This is a genomic window from Chitinophagaceae bacterium C216, assembly GCA_028485475.2.
Taxonomy (GTDB): domain Bacteria; phylum Bacteroidota; class Bacteroidia; order Chitinophagales; family Chitinophagaceae; genus Niabella; species Niabella composti.
In genome coordinates this window covers 1,303,665-1,319,096 of record CP144143.1, presented here as the reverse complement: position 1 = coordinate 1,319,096, position 15,432 = coordinate 1,303,665, and the positions used below count along the sequence as shown (strand labels likewise).

The window sequence follows — 15,432 nt, the reverse complement described above, 5'->3', positions numbered from 1 at the left end:
TCATATAAGTTTATTTGTATATTTGTTAAAAAACCTATGAAAATGCGCTCAACCTTTGTAAATAAACACCTTACATTCTCAAAAAAAGAAAGAATTGCCATCCTTGTTCTACTTTTAGCCATCTGCTGCGTTATCATATTACCTTACATCACCACCAGTCATAGAAGGTATACCGATATAACCACTTCAGCTGATACAGCTTGGTTGATGGCAGCTAACGCATTGCAGCAGAAGCCCATGTCTAACCCATCAAAAACGAATAGTGAAGATAAGAATAAATATCAGTATATTCAATCCGAAAATTTTTCCCAACCTACTCCTAATACCCCACTTTTCGTCTTTGATCCTAATACGGCAGAAGTAGAGGATTTACGCAGGCTAGGCTTACGCGAAAAGACCATACAGATTTTAGTCAACTACCGTAATAAAGGAGGCAAGTTCAAAAAAGCTGAGGATTTACAAAAGATTTACGGGCTCAAGCAGGAGGAATATGAACGATTACTGCCTTATATTGTCATTACCCCACCCACTAGTGCCCCCAGTTCTTCTTTGCCATTACGCAGCACATATATGGAAGATGTGGTAAAGTCGCGTCCCACGCTTATTGAAATCAATAGTGCCGACCGAGAAACCTTTAAATCCCTATACGGCATCGGCGACAAGCTAGCAACACGCATCATTAACTTCAGGAATAAATTAGGTGGTTTTTATAGTATAGAGCAGATAGGAGAAACATATGGGCTGGCCGATTCAGTTTTCAATAAGATCAAACCTCATTTGCAAGTAAATGCCGAAATGGTGCAGAAAATTAACGTTAATACGGCAACCTACGATGAATTAAACAATCACCCCTATATCAATTCACAAACGGCCTATCAGATTCTAAAATACCGCAAAGAAAATGGTAGTATTAACGACATAGAAGCAATAAAAAGCCTGGTACAGCCTAATGATGTCTTTGACAAAATCAAGCATTATATCAAAACCGAATAAGCCGCTGTACCAGGCATTTCCCTATTTGCACTAACGGATCACCTGTATGGTTTTGCTGTACTCGTATTTTCCGTCAACATCCACCTGCTTGATGCGCAGAAAGAGCTTACCATCAATAACACTGTCAATTGCGGAGCTGTCCTTACTACATGCAGTTGCCCCCAATAATCCTCCCATCAATATAACTGTAAGCATCTTGGCAAGCGCGCTTCTTCGAGAACCCCAGCACAAACTTAATAGGAGAGCGGGCAATACCATCAGGCCCTTCCATTGTTTTAATGGCGCCATCACTTCATAATGCTGAGGCCTATCGGAGTTTCCATCTTTCGACTTTAAAGTAGCAATAGTTGAAAAATGCTTACCATCATCCGACAGTTGCACTTCAAAATAATCGTTATTAATCTCCTGTAAAGTGGTCCAGCTAGCATACAGGTTTTCACCATCCAATAAAGCAGCAATATCCCCGAAAACAACAGGCATGGGCGTATCAGAAAGTACAGCTATATCATCAATACGGTAACTTACAGAGTTTTCGGGTCCACTAGTATTGTAAAAACTAATACTGAGAGATGAACCGGAGGGAATAGATACGGAAGAAACGATATAATACCATTGCGTAGTACCAGCTCCAGTCGGTAATGAAGGCGAAAAACTTATAGCCCCCGACCCATCAACACTTACTTGCACCGTTAAGGTGCTTCCATCGCTCGCTGTACTGGTTTTGCTAACCCCGAATGCTACGCGCACATTTGTAGCTCCTAAGATGGAGATGTTCTGAATTGTGAAAAAGGAGCTGTTATTGCCGCTTAGAAATAGAAAGTTGCCACCCGATGCTGTGGAATAACCTGATGAACTACTGCTGTTACTTCTTATTGAAGCAGTACTACTACCTGAAGATGCTGCATAAGCCACTGCTCCATAATTAAGATAACCTGTATAACTGTTTGCTGACAAAATGGATGCTCCTACAGAAGTGCCACCCATATTTTCTTCGAAAAAAGTGTACTGGGCAAAAACAGGATGAGAAATGGCAAAAAACAATAAAGTAATTATGTATTTCATAGGTAACAGATTTTGGCACTACTAAATTACAATATGTATACAATAAATCAAATATGAAATGAAGATAATTTATACAATATAAAAAAAGCCGCCCTTTCGGACGGCTTTAGATACCACTTTAGGTTAGGTTTATTTCTTTATCACTTTTACTACTTTAGAGTAGGTAACATCCCCATTTTTATCTACCTGTGCGATCCGTATGTACAAGTCACTCACATCGGGGTTGCTGATATAATCTTTGTTCTTGCTGCATGATACACCTACTAAAATCAAGAATGCTACCAGCAAACCACCTCTTATAAAACGGTTTCTGAAGAATGGCATGCTTAAAAGAGCCATAATACCAAATCCTCCTAAGACTAATCCTCCCAGCCCTTTAGTAAAGGTGTATTCTAGGGTAATATCTGAATTTCCACCATTAGCTTTTGTGTTGAGTTTGCCAATCTGAGTCCAATTTTTACCATCAGTAGAAGCTTCCACAATAAACTCTGCATTGTTGGTTTCCTTGAGGGTTGCCCATTTAATAAAGAGGTTGTTGTTTTCCAATGTAGCGTGTACATCCCCAAACGTTACAGGGAGCGCTGGTGGCTCATCAGCATTTGCAAAGGCTGCAAATACCTGCAATTCGTCGCCTACGCCCGCCAGATCATCTACCTCCATTCTAATTTCGTTGAATGGCAGACTTGTTGTCATATACACAGCTTCAGCATCCGGTGGGAAATCCCCAATATTAATTAAGTTGAGAACATTAAGCTTCAGCAAATTATTGTCCACACTAGCCTCTTCTTGTAATTGCCCATTATTGTAAGTTTTGATCTTCACTCCTTTCATTAATACTAAATCAAGCAGCGGATTAGACCTTTTGATGATAAATCCAGCCAACTTAGCGGGTTGATTAAATGTGTATCCAGGAGTAGCAGCAGAGAGGGTGGCGCCATTTGCTAACTGAGCACCCAGTAGGCTGCTTATTTTTACAAAGTTATCAAATAAGTTATCGATCAATTTACCCATGGTAGCACCAATGGACTCATTACCCACTAAAGCAATATTTGCCAAACCTGCATTCCGAGAATTTACAGTTATGCCCATTCCATTGGTGGAAGGATGTCCATTGGCTAAAATTACTGTACCATTCAGTGATCCACTAGGCGGGCAAAATTGTTTTACTACAACTCCATAGATACGTGTTTCGCCTAAAGTGGCCAGAGCAGAAAGCACTGCATTTCCAAACTTCAATCGTAATTCATTATATTCCCCATTGGTGACTAACATACCCACGGTATGTCTTTCCGTTTCCGCTCCAATAACAGTACCCGATAACAAGTTAAAGCTCCCCTCCTCTTGCACTAACGTACCGTTATTATATGCTTGAATTGTTATCCCCCCTAGTAAATTCAAATTAGACAACAGCCCAATTGTATTAGAGATTTCAAAGCCGGCATAGGTATTATTAGGAATAGTCCCTGCTAATAACTTCACAGAAAGATAAGTATCTCCTAACACGGTAACGTTTAACGGAGATAAACTAGCATAATCATCAACATCTGACGATACTACGTTTGCTACATTTGACATTGAATTGATAAGATTAACCGCATCGGCATTGGCAATCCCATCCAAAAGGGCCGGACTAGTATAATTAGCTACAGCGGGAAAATCAGTTTGATTAATACGTACTTCGGCATTACATTCGTTGGGATTAAATACACCAGCTTTAGGCACCATCACCTCTGCATAATACACGCTCACCGTAGCACCTGCGCCTAAGATTGAAGTTAGTACACTTAGATTTACCCCATTAACAGTGAGTCTTACCCGATTAAAAGCCCCTTCAGATACCAAGCCTATTTTATCCTTACCACCGAGTAATGAAATACCCAGAAGACTTCTACCACTCTTTTGAGACACCTGAGTATTGCCATTATAGGTGGTAAGTTCAAGTCCGCCAAAAAGTGATACATTCAGCAAGCCTGCGCTAGTTATAAAACTCACCTCAGTACCAGCCGGAAACACGTCGTCATACTCTACTTCAATCCATGCACCTAATAATCCCCCAAGACCCAAAGTTGCAGCGGAGTTGGGATTTCCATTAATTACATGACTCGCATCATTAAACCCCAGTAGAGAGGTTCTAACTGATAGATCATTTCCAAAAGGACCCGTATTAGAAGCGACATGTAGATACTGATTCTTGTATTCATCTGGTATTGCAGCAAAAGCTATGCTAGTAATGCATAATACTGCCACTATGAAACTGATGAGTGCAGGCAATCTTCTCCTGCTCTGATAAACGGTGTTAGAGCTTGATAGGTTAAGTCGTAAATGCTTATTCATAATTAAAATTGTTTTAGAGCTTATTAGTTAGGAAGTCAATATGTGCAAATGCAGTCGCGGATTTTTTTTTAGAAAAGTAATTCAAAACAAAGGGGGTAACACAACCCACCTTAAGGGCTAAATTATTTAGAGTTTAAGGATTACAATTCTATCCTATTTATTATTTTAATTGCTGTCTAATCATACTACACGGCTAGAAACTAATACAGATTCATGTAAAGCAGTTCATAGAAAAAACTTTTAACTGATAGCCGATGTAATAAATAATAAAGTTTTCAGCCACTTTACTTTTCAATAATTCTATAAACCGATTAAGTAATACGAATAAGTTTCAAATACGTAGTTGAGGAATACATATCCAATCTATTGAGTTAGGTTAAGAGTCATTAAGGTTTAGAGGTCATTCTCACTGAACGCATACAGCAAACACTCATACTAAATGGTCTTATTTGATTATTATCATCTGACTTAATGCTTCAATGAACATGATTTCTCATGCTAGGCATGAGATAAGGGCTACAGAATCCTGAAATACAAATCTGTTTCACCAACAAAGATAATGATCCATATTAGAATTAACAAATTATTTTGGTATTCTCAAAAAAATCCCCTGCTGAATAATCAGCAGAGGATTTTTTATCGATTAGGACAATTCCATTAAGCTATTTCTACTTCCGCACCAGCTTCTTTTAATTTAGCTGCGATATCCTCAGCTTCAGCTTTAGAAACACCTTCTTTAACTGGTTTCGGAGCACCGTCTACTAATTCTTTAGCTTCTTTCAGACCTAAACCTGTAAGATCTTTAACAATCTTAACAACATTCAGTTTAGAAGCCCCTCCGTTTTTCAGAATTACATCGAACGCAGTCTTTTCTTCTGCTGCGCCAGCGCCACCACCAGCGTCGCCAGAAACTACTACTGCTGCAGCAGCAGGTTCGATACCGTATTCATTTTTTAAAAGATCTGCCAGTTCTTGTACTTCTTTTACAGTTAAACCTACCAGGCTTTCTGCTAATGATTTAATGTCTGCCATTTTGTTTCTAATTTTTACCGTCTTCATTCCCCTTGCGGAGTCCGACGGCGGGTTTAAAAAAATTGTTTCGGCCCCAATTTATTTACAACTCACTTGGGGAAAATGAGTGTTTATATTCCAGTAGGAATCTCAAAAACAAGTTATTCAGCTGCAGGTGTATCTTCTGCTGCAGGAGCTGCGTCAGCAGCCGGTGCAGCTGCCACTTCACCTTCAGGCTTGTTCTGCAAAGCTCCAATAACACGCTGAATCGGAGAAAGCAACAGGGTAATAACTTCGCCGATAAGTTCGTTCTTAGTCTTAATCTGAGTTAATGCTTTCAGATTATTATCGCCTGCATATAATTCGCCGTTAATGAAGGCCAGTTTCAGCTGAGGCTTTTCGCCTTTGGTTTCATTACGGAACGAGCTTAAGATAACAGCCGGTTCTTTCGGATTCTCGGAGAACATCAGCGCTGTTACATTATGCAGGGCATCGTATACGCCCGAGTATTTTTCTGCATCGAGAGACTCTAATGCTTTTCTGATAAGTGTATTTTTAGCCACTTTCATTTCGACATTCTTGTCGAAACAAGCTCGGCGCAGTTTATTTACCTGTTCTACGGTAAGCGATTCTGTATCGGTTATATAGAAATTGTCGTATTGAGAGAATTTACCTTTCAATACTTCAATTATCTGGTTTTTTTGTTCTTTAGTCATTTTATTACGATTTGACTGATTTAAAATTTTTGGGGGAATTCAACCATTAATGAGTAAAGCTTTTAACATCCAAAGGAATACCCGGACTCATGGTGCTGGCCATGCTTACACTCTTCAGGTAAGTTCCTTTTGCGGTAGCAGGCTTAGCTTTAATCAGTGCATTGATGAGTTCCATTCCGTTTTCAGCAATTTTTTCCGGAGGGAAACTAACACGACCAATAGAAGCGTGTACAATACCTGCTTTATCCACTTTGAATGCAATTTTACCCCCTTTCACTTCGTTTACCGCAGCAGCCACATCATTGGTAACGGTACCTGTTTTAGGGTTAGGCATCAGGTTACGAGGACCTAATATTTTACCCAGTTTACCAATTTTAGGCATTACCGCCGGAGTAGCAATAATTACATCTATATCAGTCCAGCCGCCTTCGATTTTTTGGATATATTCATCCAATCCTACATGATCAGCGCCGGCTTCTTTAGCAGCTGCTTCTTTATCTGGAGTGCAAAGCACTAATACGCGTTTTGTTTTACCGGTTCCGTGAGGCAATGTAACCGTACCACGAATGGCCTGATCAGCCTTCTTAGGATCCACTCCCAGGCGCACGTGTAAATCTACAGAAGCATCGAACTTAGCAATATTTACTTCTTTAACCAGAGCAGATGCTTCGTTCAGTGTATAGGTTTTATTGGCATCTACTTTGGCGTTCGCAATTTTTCTTTTTTTAGTTATAGCCATTGTAATTCTTTTAAAGGTTCTTTAATGGATTAATTTTCCCAAGGAGCTTTACCCTCAACTGTCAAGCCCATACTGCGTGCAGTACCAGCTACCATTTTCATGGCGCTTTCTACTGTGAAGCAGTTCATATCAGGCATTTTGTCTTTTGCAATAGCCTCAATCTGCTCCCAGGTCACTTTACCAACCTTAGTACGATTGCTTTCTTTAGAACCCTTTTGAATCTTAGCCGCCTCCATCAACTGCACTACTGCAGGAGGAGTTTTGATTACGAAGTCAAAGCTTTTGTCCGAATAAACTGTGATTACTACGGGAAGAACTTTTCCCATTTTGTCCTGAGTGCGCGCATTGAACTGCTTGCAGAATTCCATGATGTTGATACCCTTGGAACCTAGCGCCGGACCAATCGGAGGTGCGGGATTTGCCTGTCCACCTTTACATTGCAGCTTTACGAAGCCGCTGATTTCTTTTGCCATGTCTTACAATTTTTAATTGGTTCAAACGTGACGTTAATAGGCGCCACTCCCAATTCCGATATTCCTATCGGGCCCTTTCATCCCTTAACGGGTTTTCGACCATTATTATCAACAGAACTTAAGCCTGCCGGGCAATAGTCGCATTTGAAAGAACTAATTGGGGGTGCAAAGGTAAGGAGATTTGTATAATTGCAAAAAAAATTATAACCTATGGCGTTCCCACAAATTTACACGGCTATAGGCTATACTACCCTAGATTTTGTAATTTCATGGTTATGAGAGCTGTAATTTTAATGATATTGCTGAGCATAGGACATATGCTTTTCGCACAACAAGTTGTGTTTGACTCACTTGGTATTATAAAATCAGGAGCAACACTCCAGCGCATAAGTAATGAGTTTAGCTTTACGGAAGGTCCCGTAGCCGACCAATATGGGAATGTTTATTTTACCGACCAGCCGAATAACCGTATATGGTACTACGACGTTGAAAAAAATGCGCTTAAAGTATTTAAGGATAATGCCGGCCGAGCTAATGGACTGGCTATTGACGCTGCAGGAAACATCATCGCCTGCGCGGATGAAAACAATGAATTGTGGGCGATTGCCCCCGACGGTGAGGTGAAGGTTTTAGTAAGTAGCATGAATGGAAAAAAATTGAATGGACCAAACGATTTATGGATTGATAAAAAAGGAGGTATCTACTTTACCGACCCCTACTATCAGCGCAATTATTGGTCGCGTACCGAACCTGAAATAAAAGAACAAAAGGTCTATTACCTCCCCAAAGGCGCCACAAAACCTATTGGGGTAACGGATGAGCTGGTCAAACCCAATGGTATTGTAGGCTCCGCTGATGGCAAGTATCTGTTTGTTGCAGATATCGATGGCCACAAAATATACCGATTTGACATCCGACCCGATGGAAGCCTGGGCAATAAACACCTCTTTGCTCCGCAAGGTGCCGACGGCATTACATTGGATGAAAAAGGCAACCTATATCTGGCAGGACGGGGCGTAACAGTGTATAACCCCCACGGTGTTAGAATCGCACACATTCCGGTACCGGAAAAATGGACAGCCAATATTTGTTTTGCCGGCAAAAACAAAGACATATTATTCATTACCGCGAGCAACAGCATTTATATACTAAAAATGAATGTAAAAGGACAGTAAACCCCATCCCCGAATACACGGTTTTACTATCGAATAGTGTACATTTGTGGCTATCCAAATTTTTACAGGCTCAAAAACATTTATTAACCTTCATGACCTATCGTTATCTGGCATTTGGTATTCCCGTGCTCTCCGATATTGAACTACCTGCGTTATTGCCATTAAATAAAAATATATCCCCAGAACGTCCTGTAACGGTTAAACTAGGTAAGGTGCCTCAAACACTGAAAACTCCCGGTATCCAGGCCGATTATTTCACCTATTGCAATGCCGAAGAAATGATCTTCACATTGCCGAAAAAAATAAAGTTCTACATATCTAAAGGGGAAAACATCATTATCGAACCCATCCATTACGATTATAGCAGATATTTACTCTACTTCTACTCCAATTGCTTGGCAGCAATGTTATTGCAACGCAATTTGATTCCTTTTCATGTATCGGGCGTTTTTACACAGCCTGGCAAAGTAGTGCTATTTGCAGCTCCCTCAGGTACTGGAAAATCCACGCTCGCAGTAAAACTACAGGAATTAGGATTTGCACCATTCACCGATGATACCGCCATTCTTTTCGTAAAAGACGGTAAATGCTATGCACAGGCATCTTATCCTATGATAAGGTTATGGGAGAATGCATTGGACAAACAAAAGATGCTCAATATTGATGAAAAACAAATTATATATGATGGAGAAAAAGATAAATATGGCTTTTTGTTCCATAGCCAATTTGCAGATACCCCGGCAGAAGTAGAACGTATTATTTTTATGCAGAAAGACGCCTATCCGCAAATTCAAACACTGAAAATTAAAAGCACAGATGCCTTTAAAGCATTGGCCGACAATGTATACCGACGACATTGGATTCCTGCCTTTCAAATGCATAAACAGCAGTTTTTATTAATTAGCCAGATACTACAAACAGTACCCAACTTATTAATTACCAGACCATTAAATCACGACACTTTTGATACATTACCACAAATTATAAAGAATATTTTGAATAATAATGATAATTAGTTATCTTGCGGCTCAATAGAAACACAAACCTATTATCCTTTGTTATTAACAAAAAGTATTAATCATTAAATCAAAAAGTATTATGGAAACTAAAAAACAATGGATTTTACCAGAAGTTACAGAGCTTGAAATCAATGCCGGTGGAAGTGCAGGAGGTGATGCTGCCAGTTTAGAAGAATTAACTAGCTAAGAACAGTTGAAAGCTTGAGGTTGTAGCTTATAATAAAAACTTATTAGCAGAGAATTTCTCTGCTTTTTTTTTGCCATTACCATACCGATATTTATTTTAATCCCAGTCATGAGTCTGATCTTCGGATGTTGGTTATTTGAACCTGGTAAATCCGTTGCAAACACACTTGAGCGGATGTGCACAACTTTGGCAGTACTGTCACAGGGAGCATATAATCAGCGCATTCATAATAATACCGGAGTAGGGCATATTCGAACACTGCCGCATACTACAGATTCGCAAGAAGCATCTATTTTTTTGAATGCTACTTTTCTATTTACAGCACAGGGCAGAATAGACAATAGCCCAGCCTTATGTCGAAAATTGGGAATTGAGATATCCGATGGCTATACCTCTGAATACCTTATGTGGCAGTCCTTCCTCAAATGGGGAAAAGACTGTGTAAATGAACTAAGAGGTGATTGGAGTTTTGCTGTGTGGAACTATGAAACACAAGAACTATTTATAGCCAGAGATCCGATGGGCTATACAGCGCTGTATTACTATCAGGATGCTACGGGGTTTTATTTCAGCTCATCCCTTAAAAACTTGCTGACACTCCCCTCCTATCAAAAGCAACTGAACGAAGAGTATTGGTTGCGGATGCTCACCCTATGGGATCACTTGGAAGCGAATCACCAAACATTCTTTAAAGGCATTCACACAATTCCCCTTGCTCATACGTTAACTTTAAAAAAAGATGGTAAAGTTACCCTAAACAGGTATTGGTACCCACAGTATACTTCAATTAGGATATACAAGAATAAACAGGACTATGCAGAGGAGATGTATGACATTTTTTCTCATGCAGTAGCTGTAAGATTAAAGAGTCCCAAACCGATAGCCTCCATGCTTAGTGGAGGACTGGATAGCTCGGCAGTAAGTTACATTGCAGCACGCTTACTCCAGCAAAAAAACATACCTCTTACCACCTTCAGTCATGTGCCTCTTTTTCAGAAAGAGTTACAAGGTATCGATATAGCAGAGAAACAAATACTGGATGAAACGCCTCTTATCCTGGAAACAGTAAAAGCAGCCGGTAATATCAACCCGATATTGTTGAATTCCGCCAATTACAGCATTCTGCAAGGAATGATAGATGTGTTAAAAATATACGATGCTCCTATTCATGGAGCCTTTAATGCATATTGGATACAGGATATTTTTCGCACAGCTTCACAAAAAGGCTTTGGCGTTCTATTAACTGGTGAGGGGGGAAACGGCAGTATTTCTTTCAAAGGACGTCCTCAATTATTACCTTTACAATGGAAACAGGTACTGCAACATCCTTTCAGATACCTGAAATCTCATATAGCCAAGCCCATAGTAAAAACACTATATCCTCAATATTTTGAAAAGCGCAAACGCGCTCATAATGACCTTGCTGATTATGTTACAATGATATTTGCCAATGAGCAGCTACTGCAAAAATATCAGATACTGGAGGACATTCAGACAAATCAAAAAAGCTTTCAGCTTAACATAAAAGACATTAACGAACTTAAAGAACAGTTCGTATCACTTTACCAAATACGCAGTTTGTTCGGAGCAGCACACAATCATTTTTACGGAGTGGAAATGCGCGACCCTTGTGCAGACCAAGATGTGATGGAATTCTTTTTCAGCCTACCCAATGAAGCCTTTTTTGACGAGCATCACAACAATCGCATGCTGGTAAAACGCATGATGAAAGGGCGGATACCGGACAGCGTACTCTTTGAAAAGAAAAAGGGATTACAAAGTTCAGATATCCTATATCGTGTAAAAGCTCAGCAGCACGAGATCACTGAGGCTATAGCATTGCTCTCAAAAAGTGCTGCCGCAACCTCTTGTATTGATGTGCAAAAGCTTTCGGCAGCGTGGCAAACCTATTTGGCCCAGCCCTATACGTCCCCCTTTCAAATACAGTGCCTCCTGAAGGCGATACATTTTGGTTTATTTCTACAGATGCATTTTGATTAATACGAACCCGAAAACAATTATTTTAAAACCCGTTACTCATTTAATATTTTTGTATCTATGAGTTATCAATTCAATGCCAAAGATGTTTTAGTAACCCAGCTGGGTGAAGAAGGTGTAGCCTTTAACAGTGCTACAAACGAATATTTTTCGCTCAACGAGACTTCTTATAAAATCCTGAAAGGTATTGAAAACAATACTCCGGTCGAGGACATCATCCAGCAACTGGAAGCCGAGTACGATATATCGACAGAAGAGTGTTCCCAAGCAGTGCATAATATCATCCGCACTTTTATAGAAAAAAAGCTGGTAGTGGAGGCATGATAAATAAAATAAAAACATTTGCGAGATTAAGGCCTCAGTTGAAAATAATGATATTACAGACATTTGTTTTTTCGCTGTATACCGGTTTTCTTTTTGCCTTTTTCAATCGATATGCCCGATTCGGAGAAAGATTAGCTTTGACTGAAAATAGTGCGAAAAATACCGTATCATCGTCCATTGCTGCTGATGAAAAAACCCATACAAAAATCAATGATATCGCCAAAGCCATCCATATCGTCTCCAAATATATTCCCTGGAAAAATGTATGCAGGCATCAGGCATATCAAGCTAAGTTATTATGCAATCTTTATAATATTCCTTATCTAATATTCATAGGTTTTAAAAAAGACATAGCAAAAAATGAAATACAGGCCCATGCCTGGACCATGGCAGGAGGAAGAATGATTACAGGTTTTTGTAATCCTGAGGAGTACATCATACAAAGTATCTACAAAAACAGATGACCATTACTTATAAAAACTTTAACCTTAAAGAGCTGAAAAAAAATATTCAACGCTCTTTATTACTGCTATGGCAAGCCAGTAAACGTCTTGCAATACTCAGTTTTGCATTGCATATACTGCAGGCTTTTTTACCTGTGATATCATTATATTTTATAAAAACATTAGTAGAAAAAGTTACCGCCAAGCTTCCCTTTTCCGAAATACTACCCGCAATTATATTATTCCTTGGAGCGCAACTGTTACTTGCTGTCACCCAACAATGCGCTACTTATGTCTCCACAATTTTTCAATTAAAACTCACAGATTTCTTGTCGCAAAAGGTTCTTGATAAAGCTGTACAAGTAGATTATAATTATTATGAAAATCCCGATTATCATGATAGCCTGCATCTAGCACAACAACAATCTCTATATCGAGCAAGTATGCTTTTGACCAGCTACAACACCTTTATTACATCGGGATTTGCGCTTTTGTTCCTCTTGCTTTTATTTATTAGTGTGCAATCCTATTTTGCTATTTTATTTATTGCTTTTTCGCTACCCTTGGCCATTATTAAATGGTATTTTGGCATTGCCACTATGCAGCAAGAAAGAAAACTTGCGCCCCTAGAAAGAGAAGCTAATTATCTGCATTACACCTTAACGGGAGTAAGCCCTGCAAAAGAAGTACGTGTTTTCAACTTTGGTAAGTTTTTCATTGAGAAGTTTATCAATATTCGCCACTATATCCGCTTACAAAAACAACAACTCCACAAACGCCTTACACGTTACAGCCTTATTGCTGAATCAGCAGAGATTGTGGCCATGGCTATAATCTTTGCATTACTTGCTAAAGAAGCTGTAGCTGGTGCTATAACACTCGGCCTATTTGTGATTTACATACAAGGGTTTCAAAGTTTACAGAACAATTCCAAAAATTTTTTACAATCCGTTGTTCAGATCTTACAACAACGTATTTTCTTACAGGACTTGTTCGCCTTCCTAGATATTAAAATCATAAACAACAACCATCACACATTACCCTTCCCCTCTACCGATAATAATCTCTCTGTAAGTAATATAAGTTTCCGTTATACGCCTGATGGTAGAGAAGTGTTGCAAAACGTTTCCCTCACTTGTAACAAGGGACAAATCATCGCTATTGTAGGAGAAAATGGTTCTGGAAAATCTACCTTGATCAAAATTCTAGCCCGACTTTACGAACAGAAATCGGGCACTATACACTTTGGCAATACCGAACTCCAAGATATTGATATCCCTTCCTACCGACAACATACGGTATTTTTATTCCAAGATTTCGAAAAATATTTCTTTACAGTAGAAGAAAACATTGTTTTAGGTGCTTCAGCTACACAAAAGACAATCGACGATGTAAAGAACGCTGCCGTATTATCCGGGGCTGATAAATTCATCAGTAAATTATCAAAAGGCTATCAGACACGCATGGGACGCACATTCCATGAGAGCGAACAATTAAGCGGAGGACAATGGCAAAAGCTGGCACTGGCCCGTGTTTTTTACAGAGATGATGCTTCATTAATCGTACTGGATGAACCCACCAGTGCATTGGATGCTCAGGCAGAGTTTGAGATTTTTACGCAGATAAAAAATCTGGCAAAAGATAAGATGGTTATCCTTATCACACATCGTTTATATAATCTGAAAATTGCAGATTATCTCTATGTGATGGATGAAGGTCGTATTATTGAAGAAGGTACATTTGATGAGCTCGTTAATAAAAACGGAGCATTTACCCGGCTTTATAACATGCAGCAATTATGATTGCCATCAGTGACATACAAAAAAAATATGGTAATGAGATAGCAATGTTAATGCTATGCTGCAGGGTATTTCTAAAAACTGAAGATCTGTCGGCATTGGAGCAGTTCGTTCATGCCCATACCCTCGATTGGGATGAAGTGTACCATCTTGCCAAAGTACACCGGATAAGATATATCGTATACGAAACAACCCTTCCTCTTCAAAGTTTAGACCTCAAGTTCAAAGAGCAACTCAAACAGGCATATTTGAACCATAGTGTTCGCGCTTTTCGTTGTCAACAAAAAGCCCATCAGTTGGTCGCATTAATGCAACAACATCAAATACCTATTCAGGTATATAAAGGCATCCATTTATCACAACAACTATACAATCATCTTTCGCTTCGTGAATTCAGTGATATTGATTTTATCGTAAACGAAGAAGATATTCCCCGCCTAGTTGCAATGCTCAAGACTGCCGGCTACAAAGTAGAAGGAGCAACATTATTCGAAGACTCTGAAGAGAAGTACCTGAAGCATCAGAAAGATGTGATTTGCTATGATGACAGCCCAGAAGGTTTTTTCTTGTATGAATTTCATTATAAACCGGTAGGTTCCTACCTGGCTACTAACATTTCCTTTAACGATCTATTCGGCCCATCATGGCAAGTAGGAAAAGACCTCTCCTTGTGCGAGTATCTCCCTTTACTTACTGTCAATCACGGTCTGGTTGACCGTTATCCCACGCTCCGGTGCATGATAGATATAGCTCTTCTCACCCAGAAATGTAAGCAAAGCACCTGTTACCGCCTTCCGCAGCTATTAAGCGGTTATTACAGTCTGAATGCCTATATAATCGAAAAACTTTTTAGTGTTCAGGCTACAGAATATCCTGCTTATCCTGACACGCGTTTTATAACACAGCAGGGAGAGCAAATTATTCAATGGTTGCTTAAAAAGAAAGAAGCCGGTCGCGTACCCTTAAGCGCCATCATTAAAGTAGCGTATCGGTTACGATCCGGCTTATTTGAAAAAATAAAACTCGTAAAAGCGGTGGTAAAATACATACTCACGCCTAATTATAACGACACAACCAATGCTCAGCAACAACCCAAATGGATGTATGTACTTTCTCGTCCTATAAGATTACTGCAACACCTCAAACGCTACATCTAAGG

The 15,432-nt window shown here is 39.5% G+C and carries 14 protein-coding genes; 8 read left to right on the top strand and 6 right to left on the bottom strand.

All coding sequences use genetic code 11. The features are described 5' to 3' along the window. Window positions 1–42 precede the first annotated feature (42 nt). Complete coding sequence (locus PIECOFPK_RS05470; RefSeq protein ID WP_330973406.1) at window positions 43–993, top strand: ComEA family DNA-binding protein; 951 nt, start codon at window positions 43–45, stop codon at window positions 991–993. Between the two features lie 30 nt (window positions 994–1,023). On the opposite strand, the gene PIECOFPK_RS05465 is transcribed toward PIECOFPK_RS05470, so the two are convergent. From PIECOFPK_RS05465 to rplK, 6 genes are all read right to left on the bottom strand, one after another. Next, window positions 1,024–2,055, bottom strand: a complete 1,032-nt coding sequence (locus PIECOFPK_RS05465; protein ID WP_409966690.1) for a hypothetical protein — start codon at window positions 2,053–2,055, stop codon at window positions 1,024–1,026. Window positions 2,056–2,184: 129 nt separating this feature from the next. Continuing rightward, window positions 2,185–4,389 carry a hypothetical protein gene (locus tag PIECOFPK_RS05460; RefSeq protein WP_409966689.1) on the bottom strand — a complete coding sequence of 735 codons (2,205 nt, stop codon included), beginning with the start codon at window positions 4,387–4,389 and terminating at the stop codon, window positions 2,185–2,187. 657 nt (window positions 4,390–5,046) lie between these two features. After that, a complete protein-coding gene (gene rplL / locus PIECOFPK_RS05455) occupies window positions 5,047–5,421 on the bottom strand; it encodes a 50S ribosomal protein L7/L12 (RefSeq protein ID WP_330973403.1) in 375 nt (124 codons plus the stop codon). 140 nt (window positions 5,422–5,561) lie between these two features. Then, window positions 5,562–6,116: a 50S ribosomal protein L10 gene (rplJ, locus tag PIECOFPK_RS05450; RefSeq protein WP_409966688.1), complete on the bottom strand. Its 555-nt coding sequence runs from the start codon at window positions 6,114–6,116 to the stop codon at window positions 5,562–5,564. A gap of 46 nt (window positions 6,117–6,162) precedes the next feature. Continuing rightward, window positions 6,163–6,855, bottom strand: coding sequence for a 50S ribosomal protein L1 (rplA, locus tag PIECOFPK_RS05445; RefSeq protein ID WP_330973401.1), 693 nt, complete (start codon window positions 6,853–6,855; stop codon window positions 6,163–6,165). Window positions 6,856–6,884: 29 nt separating this feature from the next. Continuing rightward, window positions 6,885–7,328: a 50S ribosomal protein L11 gene (rplK, locus tag PIECOFPK_RS05440; protein ID WP_330973400.1), complete on the bottom strand. Its 444-nt coding sequence runs from the start codon at window positions 7,326–7,328 to the stop codon at window positions 6,885–6,887. Between the two features lie 275 nt (window positions 7,329–7,603). Between rplK and PIECOFPK_RS05435 the strand changes: the two genes are divergently transcribed. From PIECOFPK_RS05435 to PIECOFPK_RS05405, 7 genes are all read left to right on the top strand, one after another. Next, window positions 7,604–8,503, top strand: coding sequence for an SMP-30/gluconolactonase/LRE family protein (locus tag PIECOFPK_RS05435; RefSeq protein WP_409966687.1), 900 nt, complete (start codon window positions 7,604–7,606; stop codon window positions 8,501–8,503). Window positions 8,504–8,595: 92 nt separating this feature from the next. Further along, window positions 8,596–9,519, top strand: coding sequence for a hypothetical protein (locus PIECOFPK_RS05430; protein ID WP_330973398.1), 924 nt, complete (start codon window positions 8,596–8,598; stop codon window positions 9,517–9,519). Window positions 9,520–9,817: 298 nt separating this feature from the next. Then, window positions 9,818–11,710 (top strand): asparagine synthetase B family protein, encoded by a 1,893-nt coding sequence (locus tag PIECOFPK_RS05425; RefSeq protein WP_409966686.1) that lies wholly within the window; start codon window positions 9,818–9,820, stop codon window positions 11,708–11,710. Window positions 11,711–11,767: 57 nt separating this feature from the next. After that, complete coding sequence (locus PIECOFPK_RS05420; RefSeq protein ID WP_330973396.1) at window positions 11,768–12,031, top strand: PqqD family protein; 264 nt, start codon at window positions 11,768–11,770, stop codon at window positions 12,029–12,031. Between the two features lie 47 nt (window positions 12,032–12,078). Beyond that, window positions 12,079–12,495, top strand: a complete 417-nt coding sequence (locus tag PIECOFPK_RS05415; protein ID WP_330973395.1) for a lasso peptide biosynthesis B2 protein — start codon at window positions 12,079–12,081, stop codon at window positions 12,493–12,495. Beyond that, window positions 12,492–14,276 carry an ABC transporter ATP-binding protein gene (locus PIECOFPK_RS05410; protein WP_330973394.1) on the top strand — a complete coding sequence of 595 codons (1,785 nt, stop codon included), beginning with the start codon at window positions 12,492–12,494 and terminating at the stop codon, window positions 14,274–14,276. Before PIECOFPK_RS05415 ends, PIECOFPK_RS05410 begins: the two co-directional genes overlap by 4 nt. Continuing rightward, window positions 14,273–15,430, top strand: a complete 1,158-nt coding sequence (locus PIECOFPK_RS05405) for a nucleotidyltransferase family protein (protein WP_330973393.1) — start codon at window positions 14,273–14,275, stop codon at window positions 15,428–15,430. Before PIECOFPK_RS05410 ends, PIECOFPK_RS05405 begins: the two co-directional genes overlap by 4 nt. The last annotated feature ends 2 nt before the right edge of the window (window positions 15,431–15,432 follow it).

What these genes read in the sequence shown, in the direction of transcription:
- PIECOFPK_RS05415 (WP_330973395.1), top strand. Translation starts at nt 12,079, where the DNA reads ATGATATTACAGACATTTGTTTTTTCGCTGTATACCGGTTTTCTTTTT.
- PIECOFPK_RS05465 (WP_409966690.1), bottom strand. Translation starts at nt 2,055, where the DNA reads ATGAAATACATAATTACTTTATTGTTTTTTGCCATTTCTCATCCTGTT.
- PIECOFPK_RS05460 (WP_409966689.1), bottom strand. Translation starts at nt 4,389, where the DNA reads ATGAATAAGCATTTACGACTTAACCTATCAAGCTCTAACACCGTTTAT.
- PIECOFPK_RS05435 (WP_409966687.1), top strand. Translation starts at nt 7,604, where the DNA reads ATGAGAGCTGTAATTTTAATGATATTGCTGAGCATAGGACATATGCTT.
- rplL (WP_330973403.1), bottom strand. Translation starts at nt 5,421, where the DNA reads ATGGCAGACATTAAATCATTAGCAGAAAGCCTGGTAGGTTTAACTGTA.
- PIECOFPK_RS05470 (WP_330973406.1), top strand. Translation starts at nt 43, where the DNA reads ATGCGCTCAACCTTTGTAAATAAACACCTTACATTCTCAAAAAAAGAA.
- PIECOFPK_RS05430 (WP_330973398.1), top strand. Translation starts at nt 8,596, where the DNA reads ATGACCTATCGTTATCTGGCATTTGGTATTCCCGTGCTCTCCGATATT.
- rplA (WP_330973401.1), bottom strand. Translation starts at nt 6,855, where the DNA reads ATGGCTATAACTAAAAAAAGAAAAATTGCGAACGCCAAAGTAGATGCC.
- rplJ (WP_409966688.1), bottom strand. Translation starts at nt 6,116, where the DNA reads ATGACTAAAGAACAAAAAAACCAGATAATTGAAGTATTGAAAGGTAAA.
- PIECOFPK_RS05405 (WP_330973393.1), top strand. Translation starts at nt 14,273, where the DNA reads ATGATTGCCATCAGTGACATACAAAAAAAATATGGTAATGAGATAGCA.
- PIECOFPK_RS05410 (WP_330973394.1), top strand. Translation starts at nt 12,492, where the DNA reads ATGACCATTACTTATAAAAACTTTAACCTTAAAGAGCTGAAAAAAAAT.
- PIECOFPK_RS05425 (WP_409966686.1), top strand. Translation starts at nt 9,818, where the DNA reads ATGAGTCTGATCTTCGGATGTTGGTTATTTGAACCTGGTAAATCCGTT.
- PIECOFPK_RS05420 (WP_330973396.1), top strand. Translation starts at nt 11,768, where the DNA reads ATGAGTTATCAATTCAATGCCAAAGATGTTTTAGTAACCCAGCTGGGT.
- rplK (WP_330973400.1), bottom strand. Translation starts at nt 7,328, where the DNA reads ATGGCAAAAGAAATCAGCGGCTTCGTAAAGCTGCAATGTAAAGGTGGA.